The organism is Bacillus paranthracis (assembly GCF_024296885.1).
Taxonomy (GTDB): Bacteria; Bacillota; Bacilli; order Bacillales; family Bacillaceae_G; genus Bacillus_A; species Bacillus_A paranthracis.
The window spans coordinates 111,268-134,051 of record NZ_CP101136.1 but is presented as its reverse complement, the minus strand read 5'-3'; the positions used below and the strand labels follow the sequence as shown (position 1 = coordinate 134,051).

Sequence of the window (22,784 nt, the reverse complement as noted above, 5' to 3'; positions counted from 1 at the left end):
TAAATATGCAAAAACTCGGACTCATAACCGTATTATTTGCCCTTCTATTTAGCTCTTTTACCGGATGTGATAATAGTCCTTTAGATAAAAAAGTGAAAGAAGAAGCAAAACGAACGGAGAAAGAGAAAGGTCCAAAGTTAACAAAAACGAGTATGGAATCCTTTAATCAATCTATATCACAAGGAGCCAAGAAAAGAGCTCTCACTATGGATGAAATTATAAAAAGTACAGCAGTAAATTCAAATTTAGATCTCTACATAGCAGTTACACCTGAGCATCACGAAAGATTTGGATTAAAACCTCTCCGTAAGAAGCTCCAAAAGCAGCTAAGTGATGAGCACCCCACTTTCGATGTTCGTGTAAGTACAGATAAAAAAATCTTTATGTTACTTGAAAAGCTTGAAAGAAAAATTAAGGAAAAGAAAGTATCTAAAGATGAAATTAATAAACAATTAAAATTCATTGGTAAAAAAATGGAGTCTAACACTTAACGCTTTTTAAAAGAAAAGGAAGGTTTGCAATGTCTAGTAAAGATAAAAACTTAACCCCTGTGCAACAGGAATATAAAAAATTCGAGCAAGAACGCGAACCGAAGCGTCCTGTCTTAAAAAACTGTATAAAAGCCTTTTTCGTTGGTGGTTTCATTTGCCTAATTGGGCAACTCATTTCTACTTTTTATATTACGTATTTCGATTTCACTGAACGCTCAGCAGGGAATCCAACAGTCGCAACTCTTATTTTCATCTCCATGTTATTAACTGGATTTGGTATATACGATCGGTTTGGTCAATTTGCCGGAGCAGGCACAGCTGTACCTGTCACTGGATTTGGTAACTCCGTTATTGCCGCATGTATCGAACACCGCACAGAAGGTTTTGTACTCGGCGTTGGTGGTAACATGTTTAAATTAGCTGGTTCTGTTATTTTATTTGGTGTATTTTCCGCTTTCGTCATCGCACTTATTAAAACGATTCTCGTTCAATGGGGAGGGCTATAAATGTTACAAGGACACCGAACGTGGGTATTTGAAAACAAACCAGTTATTATTTCGACGGGAGTCGTTGGCGGGCCGTTTGAAGCTAAAGGCAAAATTCCAGAAGACTTCGATACCCTCCATGAAGATTTATGGCTCGGACAAGATTCCTATGAAAAAGCACATAAAATTTTGTTCGAAGAAGCTTGTAGCCGCGCTACTGAAAAGGCAAAACTTCGTAAAGACGATATTCAATTTGTACTCGCAGGCGATTTAATTAATCAAATTACCCCTACAAGCTTTGCTTGCCGTACACTGGGCACTCCTTATCTCGGACTATTCGGCGCTTGTTCTACTTCTATGGAAGGTTTAGCACTTGGAGCAAGTATCGTAAATGCAAAAGGCGCAAAATATTTATTAACTGGTGCATCCAGTCATAATACAGCTGTAGAAAAACAGTTCCGCTATCCTACCGAATATGGTGGGCAAAAACCACCTACCGCGCAGTGGACAGTAACCGGAGCAGGAGCTGCTATTTTAAGCGATACTGGACACGGTCCTAGGGTAACATCTGCCACAATCGGACGAGTGGTTGATATGGGATTAACAGATCCATTTAATATGGGAGGTGCAATGGCTCCAGCTGCCGTTGATACAATTGAAGCCCATTTACGCGAACGACAAATTGATGCCTCTTACTACGATTTAATCGTAACGGGTGACCTCGGACATGTAGGACGCGAAATTGCTTATGACTTATTACATAAACACGGAACGAAAGTAACGAGCGAACAGTTTCAAGATTGCGGGCTGCTCATTTATAGAGAAGGGCAACCTGTCATCGCTGGCGCTAGTGGACCAGGGTGTTCCGCAACGGTCGTATACGGTCACTTATTAAACCGAATGAAAAGAGGAGAGTTTAATAAAATACTTGTCGTTGCGACAGGCGCTTTACTATCTCCACTTACATTCCAACAAGAAGAAACGATTCCGTGTATCGCTCATGCCGTTTCGATTGAATTTGGAGGTGCAACGCAATGATTTTTTTCTGGGCTTTCGTCATTGGCGGACTTATATGTGTAATCGGCCAACTTATGTTTGATGTTGGAAAGCTAACACCAGCTCATACAATGGCAACACTCGTTGTTGCTGGAGCTATATTAGATGGATTCAATTTGTATGAACCATTAATTGATTTCGCTGGAGCTGGGGCAACTGTACCTATTACAAGCTTTGGTAATGCCCTCGTTCACGGTGCAATGGAAGAAGCTGCAAAACATGGCATCGTTGGCGTTATTACCGGCATGTTTAAAGTAACAAGCGCCGGTGTATCCGCAGCTATTATTTTCGGCTTCATCGGAGCATTGCTATTCAAACCGAAAGGATAAGGTGTTCGTATGACAGTTATCGCTAGCGTCAAAACCTGCCTTGCTAGTGTAAGGGGCGCTCAAGCAAGTTTGAGCTCCCTTTCACTACATTCACAGGACGCAAAATCAAAACGTGTATTTCATGAATGTATGTTAGAAATGGAGAGCATCATCGCGGATTTACAAAATAGAGTTTCAGTATTAGAACGTGAAGAACCTCAATATAAAGGGTTTTAAGTAGACTGGAGGAAATGACTATGTCTCACCTGCCGGAATGGACACTTGTCATTCTTCGCTCTGTATTCATATTAATTATTTTATTCGCTATTACGAAATGGTTAGGGAAAAGACAAATCTCTCAGCTCTCCTTTTTTGAATACATAGCCGGAATGACAATCGGTGACATCGCTGCCCAAGTATCTACAGGGCTCGATTCAAAATTTTTTCACGGCGTCTTTGCGATACTCATTTTCGCTGTGGTACCTTTTTTAACAGGAATCCTTTCTTTAAAGAACAAAACAGCTCGGGACTTCTTTGAAGGGAAATCTACCGTATTAATAAAAGATGGAAAGATACTCGAAGACAACTTAAAGAAAGAAAAATATACAAGTGACGAATTACTGGAACTTCTTCGTGGAAAAGATGCCTTCAGCGTAGCTGATGTTGAATTTGCTGTACTAGAACCGAGCGGAGAATTAAATGTATTATTAAAGAAAGATCGCCAACCACTCACAGCAAAAGACATCGGTTTAAAAGTAGCAAACGAAAAAGAACCACAAACTGTTATTATGGATGGCAATGTCTTAGATGAACCGCTATCCGCAAGTGGACATAACCGCGCTTGGCTACATGCTGAACTAGAAAAGCTCGGTGTTGTTATCGAAAATGTCTTTCTCGGTCAAGTTGATTCATACGGACAACTGACTATCGACATTTATAATGACAAACTACAAATGCCTTCTCCTCAAAACAAACCTTTATTATTAGCATCATTAAAAAAATGTCATGCTGATCTTGAACTATTTTCCTTAGAAACAAAGTCGAAATCAGCGAGCGAAATGTATAGTAAAAACGCGAAACAAATCGAAAAGATTTTAAATAAAGTAACCTATCTTTTAAAAGAATAGATATCGAAAGAACGCTTCAGTCAAAAGGCGTTCTTTTCTTTTTTTCTACAGTTTTTATAACGTTTAAATTTATGTAATTCGGTTATGATGTTGAAGATACATAAGCAGGGAATTTCAAAAACATAGCGAATATTTCATGGTACAACTACATATTTTTTTGATTTAAAGTGGTTTCGTTTGACCTTTATTGACCATAATTGTATTATAAGACTAAGAAAGCTTTATAAGGAGGAAATAACAGATGAATTTAATTCCTACAGTAATTGAACAAACAAATCGTGGAGAACGCGCTTACGATATTTACTCTCGACTATTAAAAGACCGCATCATTATGCTTGGTAGCGCAATTGATGACAACGTAGCTAACTCAATCGTTTCCCAGCTTTTATTCTTGGAATCTCAAGATCCAGAAAAAGATATTCACATCTACATCAACAGCCCTGGTGGTTCTATCACAGCAGGTATGGCAATTTACGATACAATGCAGTTTATTAAACCGCAAGTATCAACAATCTGTATCGGTATGGCTGCATCTATGGGTGCATTCTTACTTGCAGCAGGTGAAAAAGGAAAACGTTATGCACTTCCAAACAGTGAAGTAATGATTCACCAACCACTTGGCGGGGCACAAGGTCAAGCGACTGAAATCGAAATCGCTGCTAAACGTATCCTATTCTTACGTGAAAAACTAAACCAAATTCTTGCTGACCGCACTGGTCAACCACTTGAAGTGCTACAACGCGACACAGACCGCGACAACTTCATGACAGCAGAAAAAGCTTTAGAATACGGTTTAATCGATAAGATCTTTACAAATCGTTAATAACTAAATTACTGAGGCAACCCTATAGCGCCTTGTCTAAATACCTATACAGCGTGGTCTTACTGATACCAGTCGCCACTGTAATTTGCTTAATTGTATAGTCTTTACTCTTATACATCTTAACAGCCATTTCCACTTTATCTTCTTTCTTAGTAGGTCTCCCACCTTTCTTTCCTCTTGATCTTGCTGCTTGAAGACCAGACTTTGTTCGTTCACTAATAATATCTCTTTCTAGTTCAGCGATGCTTGCCATTGTACGAAAGAAAAACTTTCCCATTGCGGTTGAAGTGTCAATACTGTCAGTAATTGATACAAAATGTACACCCATATCGTTAAATAATTCGCTCAGTTCTATCAAATGTTTTGTGGAACGTGAAATACGGTCAAGTTTATATACAACAATTTTATCGCCACTTCGTAAAATTTTTAAAAGGTCTTCTAATTGAGGCCTATCTCTTCGTGTGCCAGTTAATTTTTCTTTATAAATCTTCTCAACCCCGAATTGTGTTAATGCATCAACTTGCATATCTAGGTTTTGTTCCTCCGTACTCACTCGCGCGTAACCAAAAATCATAATTAATCACCTACTAAAAACTATTTATATGAATATATTAGCACCAAAAACGGTGTTTGTTATTAAAAATGTTACTTTGATTTTGGGAATGAGTTTTGGTACCAAAGATCAGGGTAAATAGAGTGTGTCTTGCTCCAATAAGGACCAGCCCCATAAATGTCCGTTTATGGGGCTAATTTTATTAAACTAACCAGCCGCAGTATGACTGAAGAGAGCTCTTTTATTTTTGTTCCGCAATAGGGCCAGATTGTTGAATAAGGATTGTAGTTAATTATGGTTTTACATACAATTATTGAACTATTGGAAGATAAGTTTAATATCAACCTCGGTGAGCTTTTCATAAGTAAATGAGGTTCTTCACAAGTAATTCGTGAACTAATCAACTGCCCCAGTTCGTTTTATTTCTACCTTAATATTTGGTTTTAAATTTAATGTGGAATACTTTCCTCTCAAATCTTTTTCATTTAAATTGGAATATTTTCTTATACTTTTTATTTTTCTTCCAATGCCAATTGGATCAGTATTTAATTTTCTAAACTTCTCAAGAATATCCCCGAATTCTTTGTTTAGTTCTTCTTCAATTATTAGCTCCATTTTTTTTATTGATTCCTTATTTTTAAGAGTAACAGAAGGCTGTAATTCTATAGTTGAAACTAAAATAGATGCATTTAAATTAACCGACTCTTTCTGAGATAATTCAACATTTCCGCGGTACTTTATTGGGTGAATTGTAATATTAAATTTATCTCCTTTTTGCTTTTCGACTAGTTTTATTCCCTTTTCTTCTAATACCTCTGTAGGAATATTTAAAGTTATATCCCCCAAAAAAAGCATTATGATCGGTGAATAATTTTATATACAGGGTTTTTTTCATGGAAATAGAACCAACCATTTTATCATCCCTAAATAATGCAACCCCATCTAAATAGGGTGCTACACCATTCTCATTCGATAGAATAGGTAAGGTAGGATCGATACCAATTTCATATAGTGTGGAAATAAAATCATGCAAGTTGGAGTTTATTAACATTTCCTTCTTTTCGTGCTTATCTAATAATTGATAAATATATGACCCCATTTCAGGGTATTCTTCATAGTTTTTATTATTAATTGTACTCTCAGCATTGTTTGTAATTGCCAAAAAAATTAAAGATCCGATGCTACTATCTCGTTGCATTGTATCTAGAAAAGATGAAATCCCTATCATTTCTGTCATATATTTATCAAATAAAATTGTCCTTAATTGACCAGAAGTAAGGTCGTGGCTTGTCTGTTGTTCTAAATTTTGTCTTATTTGTTTGCTTGTAGTTCCGACGGCAGAAAGGGTTACACTCGTCTTTTCTTCTTTACGGTCGAATTGTAACAAGCTAATAGTGCCTTTGTATGTATTCTCATCAAGTAAGTCAAAACCAATAATAGTTGAAATTCCTTGCCTTTCTAATATTTTTTCAGGTAGCATACATGCCGTACAGAGAAAGAAACAAAGTAGTAGAATAAGCCATATTTTCATTTTTTCAACTCCGTTTTGAACGTGAAAAGATTTTAGATTTAATGATTGAAATGAAATATAAGAATATTGGATAGATAAACCATAGGTAAAAGCCTACTTGACCAACTTTATCAATCAAAAGGTTATTGTCGACTCTTTTTGTGATAAAAAAACTCGTGATAAAAATGATTATTGAGATTACCCATATTCCATGTTTTAGTTTTAAATGAAATATTTGTTTAACTCCTTTGGAAGAAATGAATAGGATTATACATAAATTTGGAAAAATAACTAATATCCATAATGAAACTGCTATAGATTCAAAGCGCTCAATAAATGGAAAATGGACAGCGCTTATCATACTGACAATAGGCCAGATCTGTTTTTCTAATTCTTTAGGGCTAAAAAATAATATGGAAATAACAGTTGCAATTAAAACAAGAAGTGTGGTAAACCAGATTGCTAATTGACTGAATAGAAGTAGTTTTTTTTTCTCCTTTATAAAAGGAAAAATAAAAAATAAAGTCTCAAAACCCAACATTGTATAACTGCTTTTAAAAACTCCTTTCATCATTTCTGACGGAGTTGTCGACATGATGGGTAAAATTCTAGTTAAGTTTATGGAATCAAGTGGTTGATACATCACAAATAGCAGCCATATAGTCATTAAAAAGGATAAGAAGCATATCCCTGCAACTACTCTGAATCCACCTGATACTGCATAAATTGTTATTAATAATAGTGCTAAAGTGCCTACCCATTCATAAACTCCTTCATATCCCCATGTTAGGGACAATTCAACATAACTGATGATGATAGAGTAATGTACAGCAATAAAGTAAATGACAATTAAGGTATTGATGATACTTCCTATAAAGCGACCAAATAAATTTTCGTGTATTTCATAAAGATTACAGTTTCCATGTTTTTTAAGTATGCTAATAATAATCCAAGTGATAATACTAATGAATAGACCGGATAGTAAAACTGAGATCCAAGCATCTTTCTTAGATTCAAGATAAATAATTTTCGGGACTCCAAGTATGCCCATACCAATTTGCGAAGTGTGTATGATAAAGAAAGCCATATAGGCATTTACAAAACTAATATTTGATTTCATTATCCACCTCAAAATTCATCTAAATCTTTTTCTGTTTTTTTAAATCTCCACCTTGTGCGGAATGAATCTTTTGGGCGATTGACAACAGGACGTCTCATATAAAAATGGTGGGGTAGACGTATTAAGAAGTATTTTATATCCTTAATCCTAAAAGGGTATAGAGGTGCAAGATAAGGTTTGTTTAATGATGTCAATTTTAACAAGTGGACCATCATTACACAGACACCGATAATAATCCCATTTAATCCCCAAACACCTGCTAGAATAATGAAAGGAAATCTAGCAATTCTTATAGCAGTGCCCATTTCATAAATAGGAGCCGTAAATGCCCCTAATGCACTAAATGCCACAATAATAATTAAAATGTTGCTAGTTAAACCTGCCTCAACAGTTGCTTGGCCAATAACAATACCTCCAACAATCCCCATTGTTTGCCCTACTTTTGACGGAAGGCGTGCCCCAGCCTCTCTAAGTAATTCAATTAATAATTCGAGTAAAAGTGCTTCTAGCAAAGGTGGAAAAGGAACTTGTGAACGTGATTGCCCAATTATAAGTAACAATTTAGATGGAATTAGTTCAGAGTGAAATGTCATGGTTGCAACATAAAATGCTGTAAGAAATAGTGACCCTGCCATAGCAAATAATCGTATAAATCTTATAAAAGTACTTAAGGACCATCTCAAATATATGTCTTCTGTTGATTCAAAAAACGAAAAAAAATTAGCAGGTCCAATAATAGCAATTGGACTTTCATCTATAAGAACACCAATCCGTCCGTTTAAAATAGAGTAGAGGAATCTATCGGGCAACTCTGTTAATATAAACTGTGGAAAAAATGAGTAATGATTATCTTCAAGACATTGTGCCAATACTGAACTGTCACTTATATTATCAGTTTTTATATTTTCAAACTTCTCCTTAAGTGTTTTAAGTGTGTCATCATCCGCTATATCTTTAAGATATATAATTCTTACTTGCTTCTTAACACGTTCTCCTATTTTTAATTCATCTGTACACAAATTAGAATCATTTAGATTTCGTCTTATAATTTTAATGTTAGAAGATAATGATTCTGTAAACGATATTTTAGGACCGTATACCAATGATTCTGTTTCTGCTTTCTCAATAGATCTTTCAATAGGGTTGGCGCAATTTACCATAAATGCTTTACTTTCGTCTGATAAGTAAATATAAGCGAATCCATTTAAGAGGGAAGAGATAATCTCTTGTTCCTTAAGGTTTTTCTTTACTTCGTTCATTGGTATGTTTTTCAATAAATAAGAGTAAGTTATGTATTCTATCGGAAGTTGTTGAATGTATTTAATTACATACTCATTTAGAAACTCTTGTTTAATTAAATTTTTCATGAAAATAACTTCGAGACAATCTCCACCAACTTCAAGTGTTCTACACATTAAGTCTGGTGATTCGTTGAGGATGTATTTAATTTTTTCATAATTAGGGCAGTTATTTTTATTTAGATGGAGTGTCATTTGAATCATATCCTTCAATAGTTTTTTTTTAGTATTTGAAGTAGGAATCATTTTATACTTGTTTTAATAAAGAAGTAAGGATTGAGAGTAATTTTAGGACCTATGGTTCTGAAACGAATATGGAACAAGGAATTTTAGATGGTAACCAACAACATGTTGTAGAAATCAATTGGCCAGAACTAGCTGGTATATATGAGGTTGAATTTAATGAAATGTGGGGCAGTTCTACATTATCTTTTGATAAAGTAAATTCTAACATCAGTACTCGTAAAATCGATAATACAACACATGTTATTGATATTAACGGTAAAACACCGGAGGCGCGTTCGAAGTGTTTGTAAAACAGCAATCTCATAATTGATTCGGTTAACCCTCTCCATTCCCTTACTATCCGTCTCAATAATGATATCCTTCCATTTGGGCTGGATCACTCCTTCAATAGGAACTTCGTCATTAGCTGCAAAAAAACGTTGACCACTATCACCATATTCTCGAATTAGTTGAAGAGCTTCAATGACAGGTTGATGAGATTGATTATTAGATCTGAACGTAAGATTTTTTAAGATATTACAGAAAGCAATCCGATAATGCCCCCGATAGGAAGAATGCATCTTTATATAGATTTTTTCTTTGTATTCTCGGTGATTTCTTGTCATGTCTTTAATAATATCCCGAATTGTTGAAGCGCCTACAATCGGATATAGAGTATCTTGAATAATTCCATCTGGATGATTAACCGTCGCTTTTAATAAGTTGATAATATGTTTATTTTTCCCTTGAACCCTTTCCAACTCTTCTACTGCTTCTTTACGGGTAGTATTCTTGGCCTTATTTCCGAACTTGAGAGTGATTTCATCCAACAGATCAGCTAAATAGTCGATAACTTCAGCATGACGATGCCAAAATAAGATGGCAAGTAAGGTGTAGCGAATGGGTGCTGGATGTGCTCGCAATTCCGTTACAGTCTCAGTAGCTGCACGAAGTCGATATTTCTTTAGTAATTTTGGAGTCATATGATGAAACAAACCATTAGGAATTTGGAGATGTCGTATAGCTAACAGTTTTTTAACCTCCATCTCCATCGCATTTACACTTGGTTTACGAGGAGAAGATAATAGTTGACGAAAAGTTAAAATGTCGGTTTCCTCTCCATCAGAATCCTCATCAGCATGGGACTCAAGTAAAGCATCTAACCGAGTGCACGTCTTAGCAGATAATTGCTGATATGTCATTTTATATAAGCTCTTTTCAAAAGTATCAATGGCAGAGTCAATCATACGCTTTAAGCTCCCAATAGAAGGAGGTTCAACTTTCCATTTACGAAAGAGACTGTATGCTTGGTTTTTTAAATAGTCTGTATCATGTGTAGACTGAACTTGTTCTTCTAACCATTGTCCCAAACGATCATTATCTGTACGTGTAAGCTCCTGAAATCCAAAAAAATCCCTTATATTTTTTCGATGTCGGGTATAAGTCTTTTCTTTTCCACCCCAACTATATTCATCAAATTGATCATGCGAAACATCAAGCTGTTTCGCTATGTACTCGATCACTACTTTTGGGATGTCTTGCTTTTGGCTAGGGAATCTAGCTTTCTGTTGGAAATACTTTAGTAACACGGCAAAGCCCAAACGGTTCGTTTCTGTTTTATTCCCCATAGATAGATGTAGTTCATTTGGCATTAACATAAAGTTTGCTAAAAGCTCTTCTTCATTCCAATTTTTCTTCACTGGTTCTCCCTCTGATCTACATGTTTTTTTAATAGTATAATTTCAAACATAGAGACCATCAAGATAACTAAGAAAAGCAGCAAAGCTAAACCATTTTCCTTTTATTGTAATATATCTGACGGACTAGAGCAGTAACCCTGTGATTAAGCCTGAAAGAATATAGAATGACATTTAAGCACCTACATCAATTGGCTTTGGAAAATGGTGATGCCATTCATCTACTACATGAATGCATAGATTTTCTAAGAAAAAACAAAATCATACTGCCTGCTATCACTACACTTGAAAGAATAGTGTGGGAAGCAAGGGCAATGGCTGAAAAGAAGCTATTTAACACGGTTAGTCAATCCCTAACAAATGAACAAAAAGAAAAACTTGAAGATATTATTACCTTGCAGCATTCGTCAGAATCCAATAAAACGATATTGGGTTGGTTAAAAGAACCACCGGGACATCCTTCACCCGAAACCTTTTTAAAAGTAATAGAACGACTCGAATACATACGAGGAATGGAATTAGAAACGGTGCAAATTAATCATTTGCACCGCAATCGCCTGTTACAGCTGTCTCGCTTGGGTTCAAGATATGAACCTTATGCATTCCGTGATTTTCAGGAAAATAAACGATATTCAATACTAACCGTCTATTTATTACATCTTAATCAAGATTTGACGGATAAAGCTTTTGAAATTCATGACAGACAAATACTTAGTCTCTTATCAAAAGGTCGTAAGGCTCAAGAGGAAATTCAGAAACTGAACGGTAAAAAGCTGAATGAGAAAGTTATACACTTTACGAACATCGGACAAGCTTTGATCAAAGCAAAACAGGAAAAATTAGACGTTTTTGAGGTTTTAGAATCCGTTATTGAATGGAATTCTTTTGTCTCTTCGGTCGAAGAAGCCCAGGAGCTTGCACGTCCTGCTGACTATGATTATTTAGACTTACTGCAAAAACGATTTTATTCACTAAGAAAATATACGCCAACGCTATTAAGGGTGTTGGAATTTCATTCTACAAAGGCAAATGAGCCACTTTTACAAGCTGTAGAGATTATCCGAGGAATGAACGAATCCGGAAAACGAAAAGTACCTGATGACTCACCTGTGGATTTTATTTCAAAACGTTGGAAAAAGCGTTTATACGAGAATGATGGTACAACAATCAATCGTCATTACTATGAAATGGCTGTTTTAACAGAACTTCGGGAGCATGTTCGGGCAGGAGATGTTTCCATTGTTGGCAGCAGACAATATAGAGATTTTGAGGAATATTTGTTTTCCGAATTTACATGGAATCAAACGAAAGAGAATACGAGATTATCAGTTAGTTTATCATTCGAAGATTATATAACGGAGAGAACCAGCAGCCTTAATGAAAGGTTAAAGTGGTTAACTGCCAATTCCAACAAGTTAGATGGAGTTTCTCTTGATAAAGGAAAGCTGTCACTTGCACGCTTAGAAAAAGATGTACCAGAAGAAGCAAAAAAGTTTAGTGCAAGCCTTTATCAGATGCTACCAAGAATAAAATTAACCGATTTACTGATGGATATTGCTTATATAACAGGATTTCATGAGCAATTTACTCATGCTTCCAATAATCGAAAACCGGATAAAGAAGAAACGATTATTATTATGGCTGCCCTTTTAGGAATGGGAATGAATATAGGTGTAAGCAAGATGGCTGAAGCAACACCCGGACTTACATATAAGCAATTAGCCAATGTATCTCAATGGCGCATGTATGAAGATGCAATGAATAAAGCCCAAGCCGTATTAGTAAATTTTCATCACAAATTACAATTGTCTTCCTATTGGGGAGACGGTACAACATCCTCATCAGACGGTATGAGAATGCAGTTAGGTGTTTCATCACTACATGCAGATGCAAACCCACATTATGGAACTGGAAAAGGAGCCACCATCTACCGTTTTACTAGTGATCAATTCTCTTCTTACTACACAAAGATTATTCATACTAATTCAAGGGATGCGATTCATGTTTTAGATGGTTTGTTGCACCATGAAACGGATTTAAACATAGAAGAGCATTATACAGACACAGCTGGTTACACAGATCAAATATTCGGACTGACTCATTTATTAGGATTTAAATTTGCCCCAAGAATAAGAGATTTAGCAGACTCAAAATTATTTACAATAGATAAAGCAAGTGAGTATCCAAAATTAGAAGCCATTTTACGTGGACAAATAAATACAAAGGTCATTAAAGAAAATTATGAGGATGTTTTGCGATTAGCTCACTCAATAAGAGAAGGAACAGTTTCAGCATCCCTTATTATGGGGAAACTAGGATCTTATTCAAGACAAAACAGCTTGGCTATAGCCTTACGTGAGATGGGTCGAATAGAAAAAACAATTTTTATTTTGAATTATATATCGGATGAATCATTAAGAAGAAAAATACAAAGGGGATTAAATAAAGGAGAAGCCATGAACGGATTAGCAAGAGCTATTTTCTTCGGAAAACAAGGTGAGCTTAGGGAACGGACTATACAACATCAATTGCAAAGAGCCAGTGCTTTAAACATCATTATCAATGCCATCAGTATCTGGAATACTTTACATCTAACAAAGGCAGTTGAATATCAAAAACGGTCAGGTAGTTTTAATGAAGAATTATTGCACCATATGTCACCTCTAGGTTGGGAACATATTAATTTACTTGGAGAATACCATTTTAATTCGGAGAAAATGGTCTCGTTAGATTCTTTAAGACCCTTGAAACTTTCTTAACGTTGTTAAAACTGGGGGAATAGTCGGGGAAATGGGCTTAGCGTTGTAAATCCGCATTTTCCTGACTGTACCCCAAATAAGAACAATTAAGCGATTGATGGGAATGAATAAATAAATCTTATTCAACCAAAGGGTGCTTTACTTGAGAAGGTCACTAGAAGAGTCAAATGATAACTATGAACTGCCCCAATTGCTAGGTTTTGTTTAACAATTGGGGCAGTTCATTTATAGCGCATAGGTAATCAGCTTTTTGTTAATCATGAGGTAGATATTTTTATCTAAAAACCCAACAATGGAAATATATTACAGCTCATGCCCCGTTTTTACACGTATCTCGGCTGAACCCCATCAACCTCTAAATTAATAACTACGCCAAAAGCTGATTTTCTTTAAGATAAGGAAATCAGCTTTTTCTTTGTAAAATATTTTTTAATACAGGAAAACCGGATTTTTATTTTCCATAAAATTTATTAACGTGGGTTTTATGTCATTTGGTTGGCGGGACCCCTTAGAGTAGGAAATTCGGCTCATTTTATGTCGAAATTTACTTAGCGTATATTTTCGTTAATTATCTTAACTAGTCGTTACGTATGACTTTACAGCATTCGATGCAAAGTTATCGGTTTTTTGTATGCAAATTTATGGATTAAGTCATACAATTACGCACTATTTTTAATGAATCGATATTTACTTGTTTCTTCAACTAAGTTCGTCCGAATCTTTTTCTACAAAATCACTAAAGTCATCTCCCCAATCACAGATGGCTGTTACAACATTCTCTAGTTGATGACCAATTTCACTAAGTTCATACTCAACCTTAGGAGGCACTACGGGGTATACACATCGAGTAATTATTTTATCGTCTTCTAATTCTCTTAATTGTCTAATCAACATACGTTGATTAACTTCAGGCAGCTTTTTTTGTATTTCACTTAATCTTAATGGCGAACGTTGTAACAAACACCATATAATTGCTATTTTCCAACGCCCTCCTATCACAGATAAAGCTAAATCTTTTCCAGTGAAAAATTCCTTGTCCTTATAATGAATAACCATAATTTTTGACCTTCCTCTCGCGAAAAAAATGTTTATAGTGACAAATTTGTCAGTATTGTAATTAAAATTATAAAGTGTAATCTTAGTGGTGTAAACAATAAAAAAAGAAAGTAGGGATTCAATTGAAAAGTAGAGCTGCTGTTGCATTTAAGCCAGGGGAGCCACTTCAAATCGTAGAAATCGATGTAGAAGAGCCAAAAGCAAAAGAGGTATTAGTAAAAATACTATATACTTCTGTCTGTCATACAGATGCTTTTACATTATCAGGTGACGACCCAGAAGGAGTATTTCCTGCTGTATTAGGCCATGAAGGTGCTGGTGTTGTCGTTTCAGTAGGTGATGAAGTTACTTCAGTAAAACCTGGGGATCATGTTATTCCACTATATACACCTGAATGTGGAGAATGTAAATTCTGTCGTTCTGGTAAAACAAACCTATGTAGTGCTGTACGAGAAACACAAGGTAAAGGTTTAATGCCTGATGGAACAACTCGCTTCTCTTATAATGGAGAGCCCCTTTATCATTACATGGGAACTAGTACATTCAGTGAATATACAGTTGTTAATGAGATTAACTTAGCGAAAATCGATGAAAACGCTCCGTTAGATAAAGTTGCTTTATTAGGATGTGGTGTGACTACAGGTATTGGTGCTGTACACAACACTGCAAAAGTTGAAGAAGGAGCTGTAACAGCTGTATTTGGTTTAGGAGCGATTGGATTAGCAGCTATTCAAGGATTGGTTCAAGCAAAAGCAAGCCGAATTATTGCAGTTGACCTGAATCCCCAAAAATGGGAACTCGCTAAAAAAATGGGAGCGACTGATTTTGTGAATCCTGCAGATTATGATCGCCCAATTCAAGAAGTTATAGTCGAAATGACAGATGGTGGCGTGGATTATAGCTTCGAATGTATTGGTAATGTTGAAGTAATGAAATCCGCTCTTGAAGCATGTCATAAAGGTTGGGGCGAAAGTATTATTATCGGAGTAGCTGGTGCTGGTAAAGAAATCCATACTCGTCCATTCCAATTAGTAACGGGCCGAGTATGGCGTGGATCAGCCTTTGGTGGAGTTAAAGGAAGATCTGAACTTCCAGAAATGGTCGAAGATTATATGCATGGTGATATTGATTTAGATTCATTTATTACTCATCATTTAGAATTTAAAGACATCAATGCGGCATTTGACTTATTACACAAAGGTGAATCCATTCGTACGATTTTAACTTACGGAGAGTGAGATAATGAGTCTTAAATGTATTGAACAACATCGTTCTTTCGAAGGAGAGCAACGTAAGTATAGCCATTATTCCGAAGTCTTGCAATGTGATATGAAATTTAGTATCTACTTACCATCAAATAAAGAAAAGAAAAAAATTCCACTTATATGGTGGTTATCTGGTTTAACTTGTACAGATGATAATTTTAGTCAAAAAAGTGGATTTCAACGTTTGGCTGAAAAACATCAAGTTGCAGTGATTATGCCAGATACTTCACCACGTGGAGAATACGTTTCTGATGTTGCAGCATGGGATCTTGGACAAGGGGCAGCTTTTTATTTAAATGCTACCCAGGATCCTTGGGCACAGCATTATAAAATGTATTCGTATATCGTAGATGAATTAACATCCATTGCTTCGACTATAGTACCTAATTTTTCAGGTGAAGAAAGCATAATGGGGCATTCAATGGGAGGACATGGGGCTTTAGTGATCGGTTTGAAAAATGCTAAGAGATTCAAAGCGGTTTCTGCTTTTTCTCCAATCTTAACTCCTAGTCAAGTACCATGGGGAATAAATGCTTTCACCTCTTATTTAGGTGAAGACAAAGATTCTTGGAAAGAATGGGATGCTTCAGAATTAATTAAAGAAGCTACTATTCCACCAATTCTTATTATGCAAGGTAGTCAAGACGAGTTTTATCCGAAACAATTGGAAGAACATATTTTCTTAGAGAACGCTCAAAAAAATAGTCAAATGGTAACTTATAAAAAAATGGAGGGCTATGATCATAGCTACTTCTTTATTTCCACTTTCTTAAATGAGCATTTCTCTTTCCATATGAAGTATTTAAGATGATTCTTATTTACAACAATACCCACTTCCAATGGCATATGAAGTATTTAAGTTTACAGCAAAATATAGTAACAAAAGTATCCGCATGTAGAGATGTGGGTGCTTTTGATTGTTATATTTTGTCATATTATATAGTTTGTAAAAACAAATAAATTGGGAGGAAGAGTTCATGTGGATTAAAAAAATGTTATTTAATTACCGTGTTAAACCATCCTTATTAAAATCTCGTTATGAGATTGAAAAGGAAAATCGACAAGTTGACTTATTTGAAAGTTCAACTGAAACGTCTAAACCGTTTTCGATAAGAGATACAAGATCATATATTCAGCCTAATACTAAAACATTAGAAGACATGATTAATTACTTAGCAGCTATTCGTGAAATCCCTTCTCTTTCCGTGGATAAGAATAAAATGCTTTGGCCATTAATATCCAAATGCTAAATTCAAAAAAATAATGGTTATAATTTTAGCTATTTCTATATCAAATATTTGAGTTGATGGGAGGTACAGTTTGTATGGAAATGAAAAAAATGTTAAACAATGACCGTATTAAACCATATTTATTAAAAGCACGTTTTGGAGTTGAAAAAGAAAGTCAACGAGTTGACCTATCAGGAAGTTTAGCTAAAACGGAACATCCCAAAAGTATTTCAGTAAGAGATGAACATCCTTATATTCAGCGAGATTTCTCTGAAACACAAATGGAATTAATCACACCAGTTACTGAGACACTAGGAGATTTATTTAATTATTTAGCAGCTATCCATGATGTTGCCTATCGTTCTATGGGAAATAACGAAATGCTTTGGCCATTAAGCATGCCACCACAGTTGCCCGAAAAAGAAGAAGATATTGTTATTGCGAAACTTAATAATCATGAAAATGTTTTATATCGTCGATATTTATCTAATTCTTATGGTCGACGAAAACAAATGATTAGTGGTATTCATTACAATTTTGAATTTAGCGATAATTTGATTCAGGCATTATTTGAATTACAATCAGAAATAAAAGATTATCATCAATTTAAAACAGAAATTTATCTGAAAGTCACAAGGAATTATTTACACTATCGATGGTTAATAACTTATTTCTTCGGTGCTTCTCCTAGTAGTGAAAAGAATTTCTTTGAAATAAATCCTTTAAATGACGCCGTAAGAAGCATTAGAAATAGTAAATATGGTTATAGTAATGAAAATGATGTTCAAGTATCCTATAGTAGTTTACAGAACTATATATCTGATCTTTCTTCGCTGGTAAGTAAAGGGGTTTTATTAGAAGAAAAAGAATTTTATGCATCTGTCCGTTTAAGGGGCGGTCCTCAAGTTTCAGATTTAAAAAATCATGGGATTCGTTATATTGAATTAAGAAACCTAGATTTAAATCCTTTTGAAACATATGGAATTAGCCATGAACAAGCAGAATTTCTACATCTTTTCCTCATCTATTTACTCTGGATTGATCAAGACGATAATAATGATGAATGGGTAAAAATCGGTGATTTTCAAAATAATTTAGTGGCTCTTGAACATCCGTTAGAACATACGCAATTTAAAACAGATGCTGAGCGTATTATTGATGAGATGGAACATTTAACAGGGCTGTTAGACATAACTGTTTCGAATACCTTATTTGTTAACTTGAGAGAAATGCTAACAGATCCAAGTAAGACTTTAGCTGGAAGACTTTATAAAGAGATTATAAAAAGTAGTCAAAGTCAGGTAGCTTCCCGTATTGCTAAAGAAAATTATAAAAAAGCATGGGATAAACCATATCAACTATCAGGATTTACTGACATGGAGTTGTCTACACAAATTTTAATGTTTGATGCTATTCAACAAGGATTACAAGTAGACGTTTTAGATCGACAAGATCAATTTTTAAAACTACAGTTAGGAAATCATGTTGAATATGTGAAAAATGGGAATATGACAAGTAAAGATAGTTATATATCACCATTAATTATGGAAAATAAAACAGTAACAAAGAAAATTCTTCAACAGCATGGATTTCGTGTACCAATAGGTGAGGAATTTAGTGATATAGAAAAAGCCTTACGTTCCTATGATATATTTGCAGGAAAGCCTTTTGTCGTTAAACCAAAAACAACAAATTATGGTTTAGGAATATCTATCTTTAAAGAAAACGGAGCAAGTTACGAAGACTATCAAAAAGCACTCACAATAGCATTTAAAGAGGACTCATCAGTATTAATAGAAGAATTTATTAATGGAACAGAATATCGATTTTTTGTGCTAGATGGCAAAGTTTCTGCCGTTTTATTACGAATTCCAGCCAATGTTATAGGAGACGGTTCACATACGATTGAAGAGTTAGTCGCTCAAAAGAACCTGAATTCATTAAGAGGAATGGACCATAGAACACCTTTAGAAAATATACAATTAGGTGAATTAGAGGTCCTAATGCTTAAAGCTCAAGGGTATCGAAAAGATTCTATTCCAACAAGTGATGAAATTGTTTTTCTGCGAGAAAATTCTAATGTCAGTACAGGTGGAGACTCAATTGATATGACAGATCAAATTCCCGATGATTATAAGAAAATTGCCGTAGATGCTGTGTCGGCACTTGGAGCAAATATTAGTGGTATTGATTTGATTATTGAAAATACAGAAGTTCCTGCAGCTAATAAAAATGCTTATGGAATTATTGAGGCAAACTTTAATCCATCGATGTATATGCATATATATCCGTATAAAGGCAAATCCAGACGTTTGACCATCTGTATATTACATTATTTATTCCCTGAACTACCAAAAAAATAATTTAGAAGTCTTCGAGATGTTAGAGGGATTAGTATAAAAATTGTAAATGATGTAACAAGAGGAGACATTACTTTTTAATTAATTGGGATCTCTCAGAGGTCCCAATTTAAATTATTATTTTAGAAACAGGCGTATGAGAAATGGGTTATTGGAATGCAAGTTTGAATAAGATAAAATAGGGGAATATCAGAGGGAAATTTAGAAAGGTATTTTGACTTATTTGGTCAATCAAGAGCAAGTCAAAAAGGGATACAGACGAGATATACATGTTATCTATACTTAGGAGTAAAAACCTTAATTTAATAAGAGTTTTACATTGAATACATGTAAACAATTTGTTTGACAACGATCCTTGCAACATCGAAGTCTACAACCGTTCGTTGCCCTCAAGGTAACGGACGCGCCTTAAGGAGCTCTTAAGAGACACGGTTTATCCAAGCAAGGTTATTCGATACCTTCTCATTGCACTACCTTGAATACATTAAATACATAATTTACTTAGTTAAGATATCAAGTAGTTAACGTAGCTTATCACTCAATTCTTCTTCTTAGAATACTTTAAATATTCCTGATTTTCATAGTAGATAATACACGTACCTTGGCTGTACTCCAACGTAATAGTTGATATAAAACTTACGTTAAGCAAATTTCCACGAAATTTTCACTATTTGATTCTTTAAAAAAAGTAGTAAACTAAGTAATCGGTTCCTTAACGTACAGGAATCAGTTTAAATGTGTCTAAATTTTGTCTAAATGTACAATTTTCTTTTTTGGGTATGGTGACCCCTTATTGCTCCACCAGGTATAGAAAATCCAGAGTGGGAACCTATTAGAAAGTTTATTTATAACGACAGTACATGCAAAAAGAAAAAATCATTTAAACATTTTTTACATTATCTTCACGCGAATGGGGCAGATTCTGACTATCTTAATCCACACTATTCACAACAATATATTCAAGGAGAAGAAGAGTTTGTAACCAATTATATATATTTAGAGAATTTCTCTAATGAAATCTCAAAAATAGAAAACAAATATAACTTACAGACTATCCCACTAGACACATTAACGAGATCATGGCATCATCAGGCGCCTAAGATGATTCATAAGGGAAACTACGCTGAAGCTGACATTACAGATCCATCTTTCCCTCGGCTGCCGACATATCAGAGCTTTTATGATACGGAGGCTATAAAATTAGTTACAGATATATTTAATGAAGATTTTGAAGCGTATCATTATCTTAAAATGGATATTTCTACAATATGAATCAGTTTCAGAGTACTTAAATAATAGTCTTATTTTTAATATGGAAAACACCGTGAACACTGTTATGGTGTTTTTTTGGGTTTAACACTATATTTTTAACTTTATATAATCCATATACCTTCAAGATAAGATGTATTTGTAAAATAATGTATGATTATGACCCATTTCTACAAGTATCTCGGCTGAACCCCTCTAGGTTTTTCTGTGCATCCTTTATATATTAAAGAGCCGATTTACTCTTAGCGGGGTAAATTCTGGCTCTTTTCTTATATATATTCTCTTAGCGTGGTTTTTTTCCGAAATGCTGGCGGTACCCCTAATAAAAGCTGCAGAAGATTCCCACTTTAATTTTCTAACTGTATCATTTGCACGCTTTTATCGGTGGATAGGATTTCTTTTAGCTGTCTTCCTACCCGGATTTTGGATGGCATTACTTGCTTATCACCAAGATCAAATTCCTTTCCCTCTTCTTGCGACTGTGACTGTTGCAAGATCAGGTCTACCATTTCCAGCACCACTTGAGCTTATAATTGTTTTGTTCCTTTTTGAGATGTTCCGTGAAGCCGGTCAAAGATTACCCTCCCCCCTTGGTCAAACCCTTTCAGTGGTAGGCGGACTAATCATTGGGGATGCTGCAATCCGTTCGGGTTTTATCTCCCCTTCTGTCATTGTTATTACTGCTTTATCTGCTATTGCGGGATATACCTTAGTAAACCAAATATTAGCAGGAGCAGTATCCATACTCAGAGGGTTTGTACTATTATGTTCAATTTTGATGGGGTTATATGGATTTATGCTTGCCGGATTCGTAATCGTTCTTTATATCTCAAGATTACGTTCCTTTGGAATCCCTTACTTAGCTTTAGTTTTCCCAAAATCTAGTTCAGATTTTTTCAAGGGATTGTTTCGTTTACCGTGGAGAAGTTATAGACATAGAGTTGATTATCTCCGAACCAATGATAGTTCTAAAACGGACGAAGGAGAAGGAAAACAGTGAAGCTGCACAAAATAAAACTAATAATTATGATGCTTATCACTAGTGCAATGTTATCTGGATGTTGGAATATTAAAGAAGTTCAAGATATTTATTATGTTGCAGCTCTTGGTATAGATTTTAAAGAAGGAAAATATATAGCTTATGCTCAGTTACTTGACTTTTCTAACGTTGCTAAGTTAGAGGGGGCTAGACCTGATAAACAACCACCAGTGTGGATAGGAAGAGGTGAAGGTTTTACCATTACGGAAGCATTAAATCAATTATATAAGGATGCTCAACAAAGACTTTTTTGGGGACATGTATCTACAATAATATTAAGCGAAAGACTGCTCAGACAAGATATTAAAGACTCTATTGATTTTATTAATCGGTACCGAGAAATACGCTATAATATTCTCTTATACGCTACAAAGGAACCCATTGATGATATACTTAAAACAAAAGCCTTTTTTACATTATCGGGGTTGTCTACCATTCTCCATGAACCAAAGGAAAGGTATAAACAACGGTCTTACATACAACCTAAACAATTTTATCAATTTATTAGAGATAGTGATCCGATGGGGCAAACTGCTTATATCCCATCACTTAAAATTTCAACAGAAAATTGGAAAGAAGAATCCAAAAAAGCACCATTATTAAGAAATGATGGAGCGTTCTTTGTAAGGAATAATCGCTTAGAAGGATGGCTTTCTGAGACTGATTTAAACGGTCTAAGATGGATGGATGAAAAAAACGTTCGATCTCCTGTGTGGATTATTGAGAATGATAGCGCTGTTGTTTCCGTAGTGATAGAGAAACCTAAGATTACAATTTCCCCTATTATGAGTAGTAAGCCCATACTTTTTAATATTCGAGTTGAAGTTCAAGCTGGAATAAATGAGAAGATCAAGGAAATTAGTGATAAAGAGTTGATTACAAAAACTGAAGATATTATCAAATTAGAAATTCTAAAATCCTTTGAAAAAGGAATAGAAATAAATGCAGATATCTACAAATTAGGTGAATCATTATACCGTCAGAATCCAAGAAAATGGAAAGAAGAAGTAAAAACAGACTCGTTTTACTTAAATGAACACAGTATAAAGAATTTAAAAGTTAAAGTTAATTTAGTTAACTCCGGAAAGTTGAAGTACCAAGATGGATCCTAATA

Annotated in this window: 19 protein-coding genes and 3 pseudogenes; 15 read left to right on the top strand and 7 right to left on the bottom strand. The window is 34.9% G+C overall.

From position 1 onward, the window contains the following. Positions 1–5: 5 nt before the first annotated feature. The 7 genes from NLJ82_RS27750 to clpP all read left to right on the top strand — a co-directional run bounded on the left by NLJ82_RS27750 (position 6) and on the right by clpP (position 4,290). The gene (locus NLJ82_RS27750) at positions 6–491 is read left to right on the top strand and encodes a YhcN/YlaJ family sporulation lipoprotein (protein ID WP_001170598.1); all 486 of its coding nucleotides are present in this window, start codon (positions 6–8) and stop codon (positions 489–491) included. Between the two features lie 29 nt (positions 492–520). After that, a complete protein-coding gene (gene spoVAC / locus NLJ82_RS27745) occupies positions 521–997 on the top strand; it encodes a stage V sporulation protein AC (RefSeq protein WP_000095403.1) in 477 nt (158 codons plus the stop codon). After that, positions 998–2,014: a stage V sporulation protein AD gene (gene spoVAD, locus NLJ82_RS27740; RefSeq protein ID WP_000938965.1), complete on the top strand. Its 1,017-nt coding sequence runs from the start codon at positions 998–1,000 to the stop codon at positions 2,012–2,014. Continuing rightward, a complete protein-coding gene (gene spoVAE, locus NLJ82_RS27735; RefSeq protein ID WP_000575919.1) occupies positions 2,011–2,361 on the top strand; it encodes a stage V sporulation protein AE in 351 nt (116 codons plus the stop codon). The genes spoVAD and spoVAE overlap by 4 nt, the downstream gene beginning before the upstream one ends. Before the next feature lie 9 nt (positions 2,362–2,370). Next, positions 2,371–2,577 carry a DUF1657 domain-containing protein gene (locus NLJ82_RS27730; protein ID WP_000215902.1) on the top strand — a complete coding sequence of 69 codons (207 nt, stop codon included), beginning with the start codon at positions 2,371–2,373 and terminating at the stop codon, positions 2,575–2,577. Positions 2,578–2,597: 20 nt separating this feature from the next. Beyond that, the gene (locus NLJ82_RS27725) at positions 2,598–3,467 is read left to right on the top strand and encodes a DUF421 domain-containing protein (RefSeq protein WP_000018909.1); all 870 of its coding nucleotides are present in this window, start codon (positions 2,598–2,600) and stop codon (positions 3,465–3,467) included. A gap of 241 nt (positions 3,468–3,708) precedes the next feature. Next, on the top strand, positions 3,709–4,290 hold the full coding sequence (clpP, locus tag NLJ82_RS27720; protein WP_001049162.1) for an ATP-dependent Clp endopeptidase proteolytic subunit ClpP: 582 nt from the start codon (positions 3,709–3,711) through the stop codon (positions 4,288–4,290). Between the two features lie 22 nt (positions 4,291–4,312). Here clpP and NLJ82_RS27715 read toward each other — a convergent pair whose 3' ends face one another. The 6 genes and pseudogenes from NLJ82_RS27715 to NLJ82_RS27695 all read right to left on the bottom strand — a co-directional run. Beyond that, on the bottom strand, positions 4,313–4,864 hold the full coding sequence (locus tag NLJ82_RS27715) for a recombinase family protein (protein WP_000576160.1): 552 nt from the start codon (positions 4,862–4,864) through the stop codon (positions 4,313–4,315). 375 nt (positions 4,865–5,239) lie between these two features. Beyond that, positions 5,240–5,689, bottom strand: coding sequence for a Ger(x)C family spore germination C-terminal domain-containing protein (locus NLJ82_RS28975; RefSeq protein WP_496559968.1), 450 nt, complete (start codon positions 5,687–5,689; stop codon positions 5,240–5,242). Next, on the bottom strand, positions 5,607–6,374 hold the full coding sequence (locus NLJ82_RS27710; protein WP_496559967.1) for a Ger(x)C family spore germination protein: 768 nt from the start codon (positions 6,372–6,374) through the stop codon (positions 5,607–5,609). The genes NLJ82_RS28975 and NLJ82_RS27710 overlap by 83 nt, the downstream gene beginning before the upstream one ends. Before the next feature lie 4 nt (positions 6,375–6,378). Continuing rightward, positions 6,379–7,473: a GerAB/ArcD/ProY family transporter gene (locus tag NLJ82_RS27705; protein ID WP_048519518.1), complete on the bottom strand. Its 1,095-nt coding sequence runs from the start codon at positions 7,471–7,473 to the stop codon at positions 6,379–6,381. A gap of 8 nt (positions 7,474–7,481) precedes the next feature. Then, positions 7,482–8,966 (bottom strand): spore germination protein, encoded by a 1,485-nt coding sequence (locus NLJ82_RS27700; RefSeq protein ID WP_000172443.1) that lies wholly within the window; start codon positions 8,964–8,966, stop codon positions 7,482–7,484. 311 nt (positions 8,967–9,277) lie between these two features. After that, positions 9,278–10,696, bottom strand: a pseudogene (locus NLJ82_RS27695) (DUF4158 domain-containing protein); the annotation flags it as partial. A gap of 146 nt (positions 10,697–10,842) precedes the next feature. Here NLJ82_RS27695 and NLJ82_RS27690 point away from each other — a divergent pair. After that, positions 10,843–13,452, top strand: a pseudogene (locus NLJ82_RS27690) (Tn3 family transposase); the annotation flags it as partial. A 699-nt stretch (positions 13,453–14,151) separates the two neighbouring features. Here NLJ82_RS27690 and NLJ82_RS27685 read toward each other — a convergent pair. Next, entirely contained in the window at positions 14,152–14,508 is a 357-nt protein-coding gene (locus NLJ82_RS27685) for a winged helix-turn-helix transcriptional regulator (protein WP_000234699.1), read from the bottom strand. A 122-nt stretch (positions 14,509–14,630) separates the two neighbouring features. Between NLJ82_RS27685 and NLJ82_RS27680 the strand changes: the two genes are divergently transcribed. From NLJ82_RS27680 to NLJ82_RS27650, 7 genes and pseudogenes are all read left to right on the top strand, one after another. Beyond that, entirely contained in the window at positions 14,631–15,746 is a 1,116-nt protein-coding gene (locus NLJ82_RS27680; RefSeq protein ID WP_000842153.1) for an S-(hydroxymethyl)glutathione dehydrogenase/class III alcohol dehydrogenase, read from the top strand. A 4-nt stretch (positions 15,747–15,750) separates the two neighbouring features. Continuing rightward, a complete protein-coding gene (gene fghA / locus NLJ82_RS27675) occupies positions 15,751–16,584 on the top strand; it encodes an S-formylglutathione hydrolase (protein WP_254754774.1) in 834 nt (277 codons plus the stop codon). 166 nt (positions 16,585–16,750) lie between these two features. Continuing rightward, complete coding sequence (locus tag NLJ82_RS27670) at positions 16,751–17,023, top strand: hypothetical protein (RefSeq protein WP_000264853.1); 273 nt, start codon at positions 16,751–16,753, stop codon at positions 17,021–17,023. 74 nt (positions 17,024–17,097) lie between these two features. Next, positions 17,098–19,365 (top strand): bifunctional glutamate--cysteine ligase GshA/glutathione synthetase GshB, encoded by a 2,268-nt coding sequence (gshAB, locus tag NLJ82_RS27665; RefSeq protein WP_000425291.1) that lies wholly within the window; start codon positions 17,098–17,100, stop codon positions 19,363–19,365. A 786-nt stretch (positions 19,366–20,151) separates the two neighbouring features. Further along, a pseudogene (locus tag NLJ82_RS27660) lies at positions 20,152–20,634 on the top strand (sulfotransferase family 2 domain-containing protein); the annotation flags it as partial. 301 nt (positions 20,635–20,935) lie between these two features. After that, positions 20,936–21,631, top strand: a complete 696-nt coding sequence (locus NLJ82_RS27655; RefSeq protein WP_000881732.1) for a spore germination protein — start codon at positions 20,936–20,938, stop codon at positions 21,629–21,631. After that, on the top strand, positions 21,628–22,782 hold the full coding sequence (locus NLJ82_RS27650) for a Ger(x)C family spore germination protein (protein ID WP_000766211.1): 1,155 nt from the start codon (positions 21,628–21,630) through the stop codon (positions 22,780–22,782). The genes NLJ82_RS27655 and NLJ82_RS27650 overlap by 4 nt, the downstream gene beginning before the upstream one ends. The last annotated feature ends 2 nt before the right edge of the window (positions 22,783–22,784 follow it).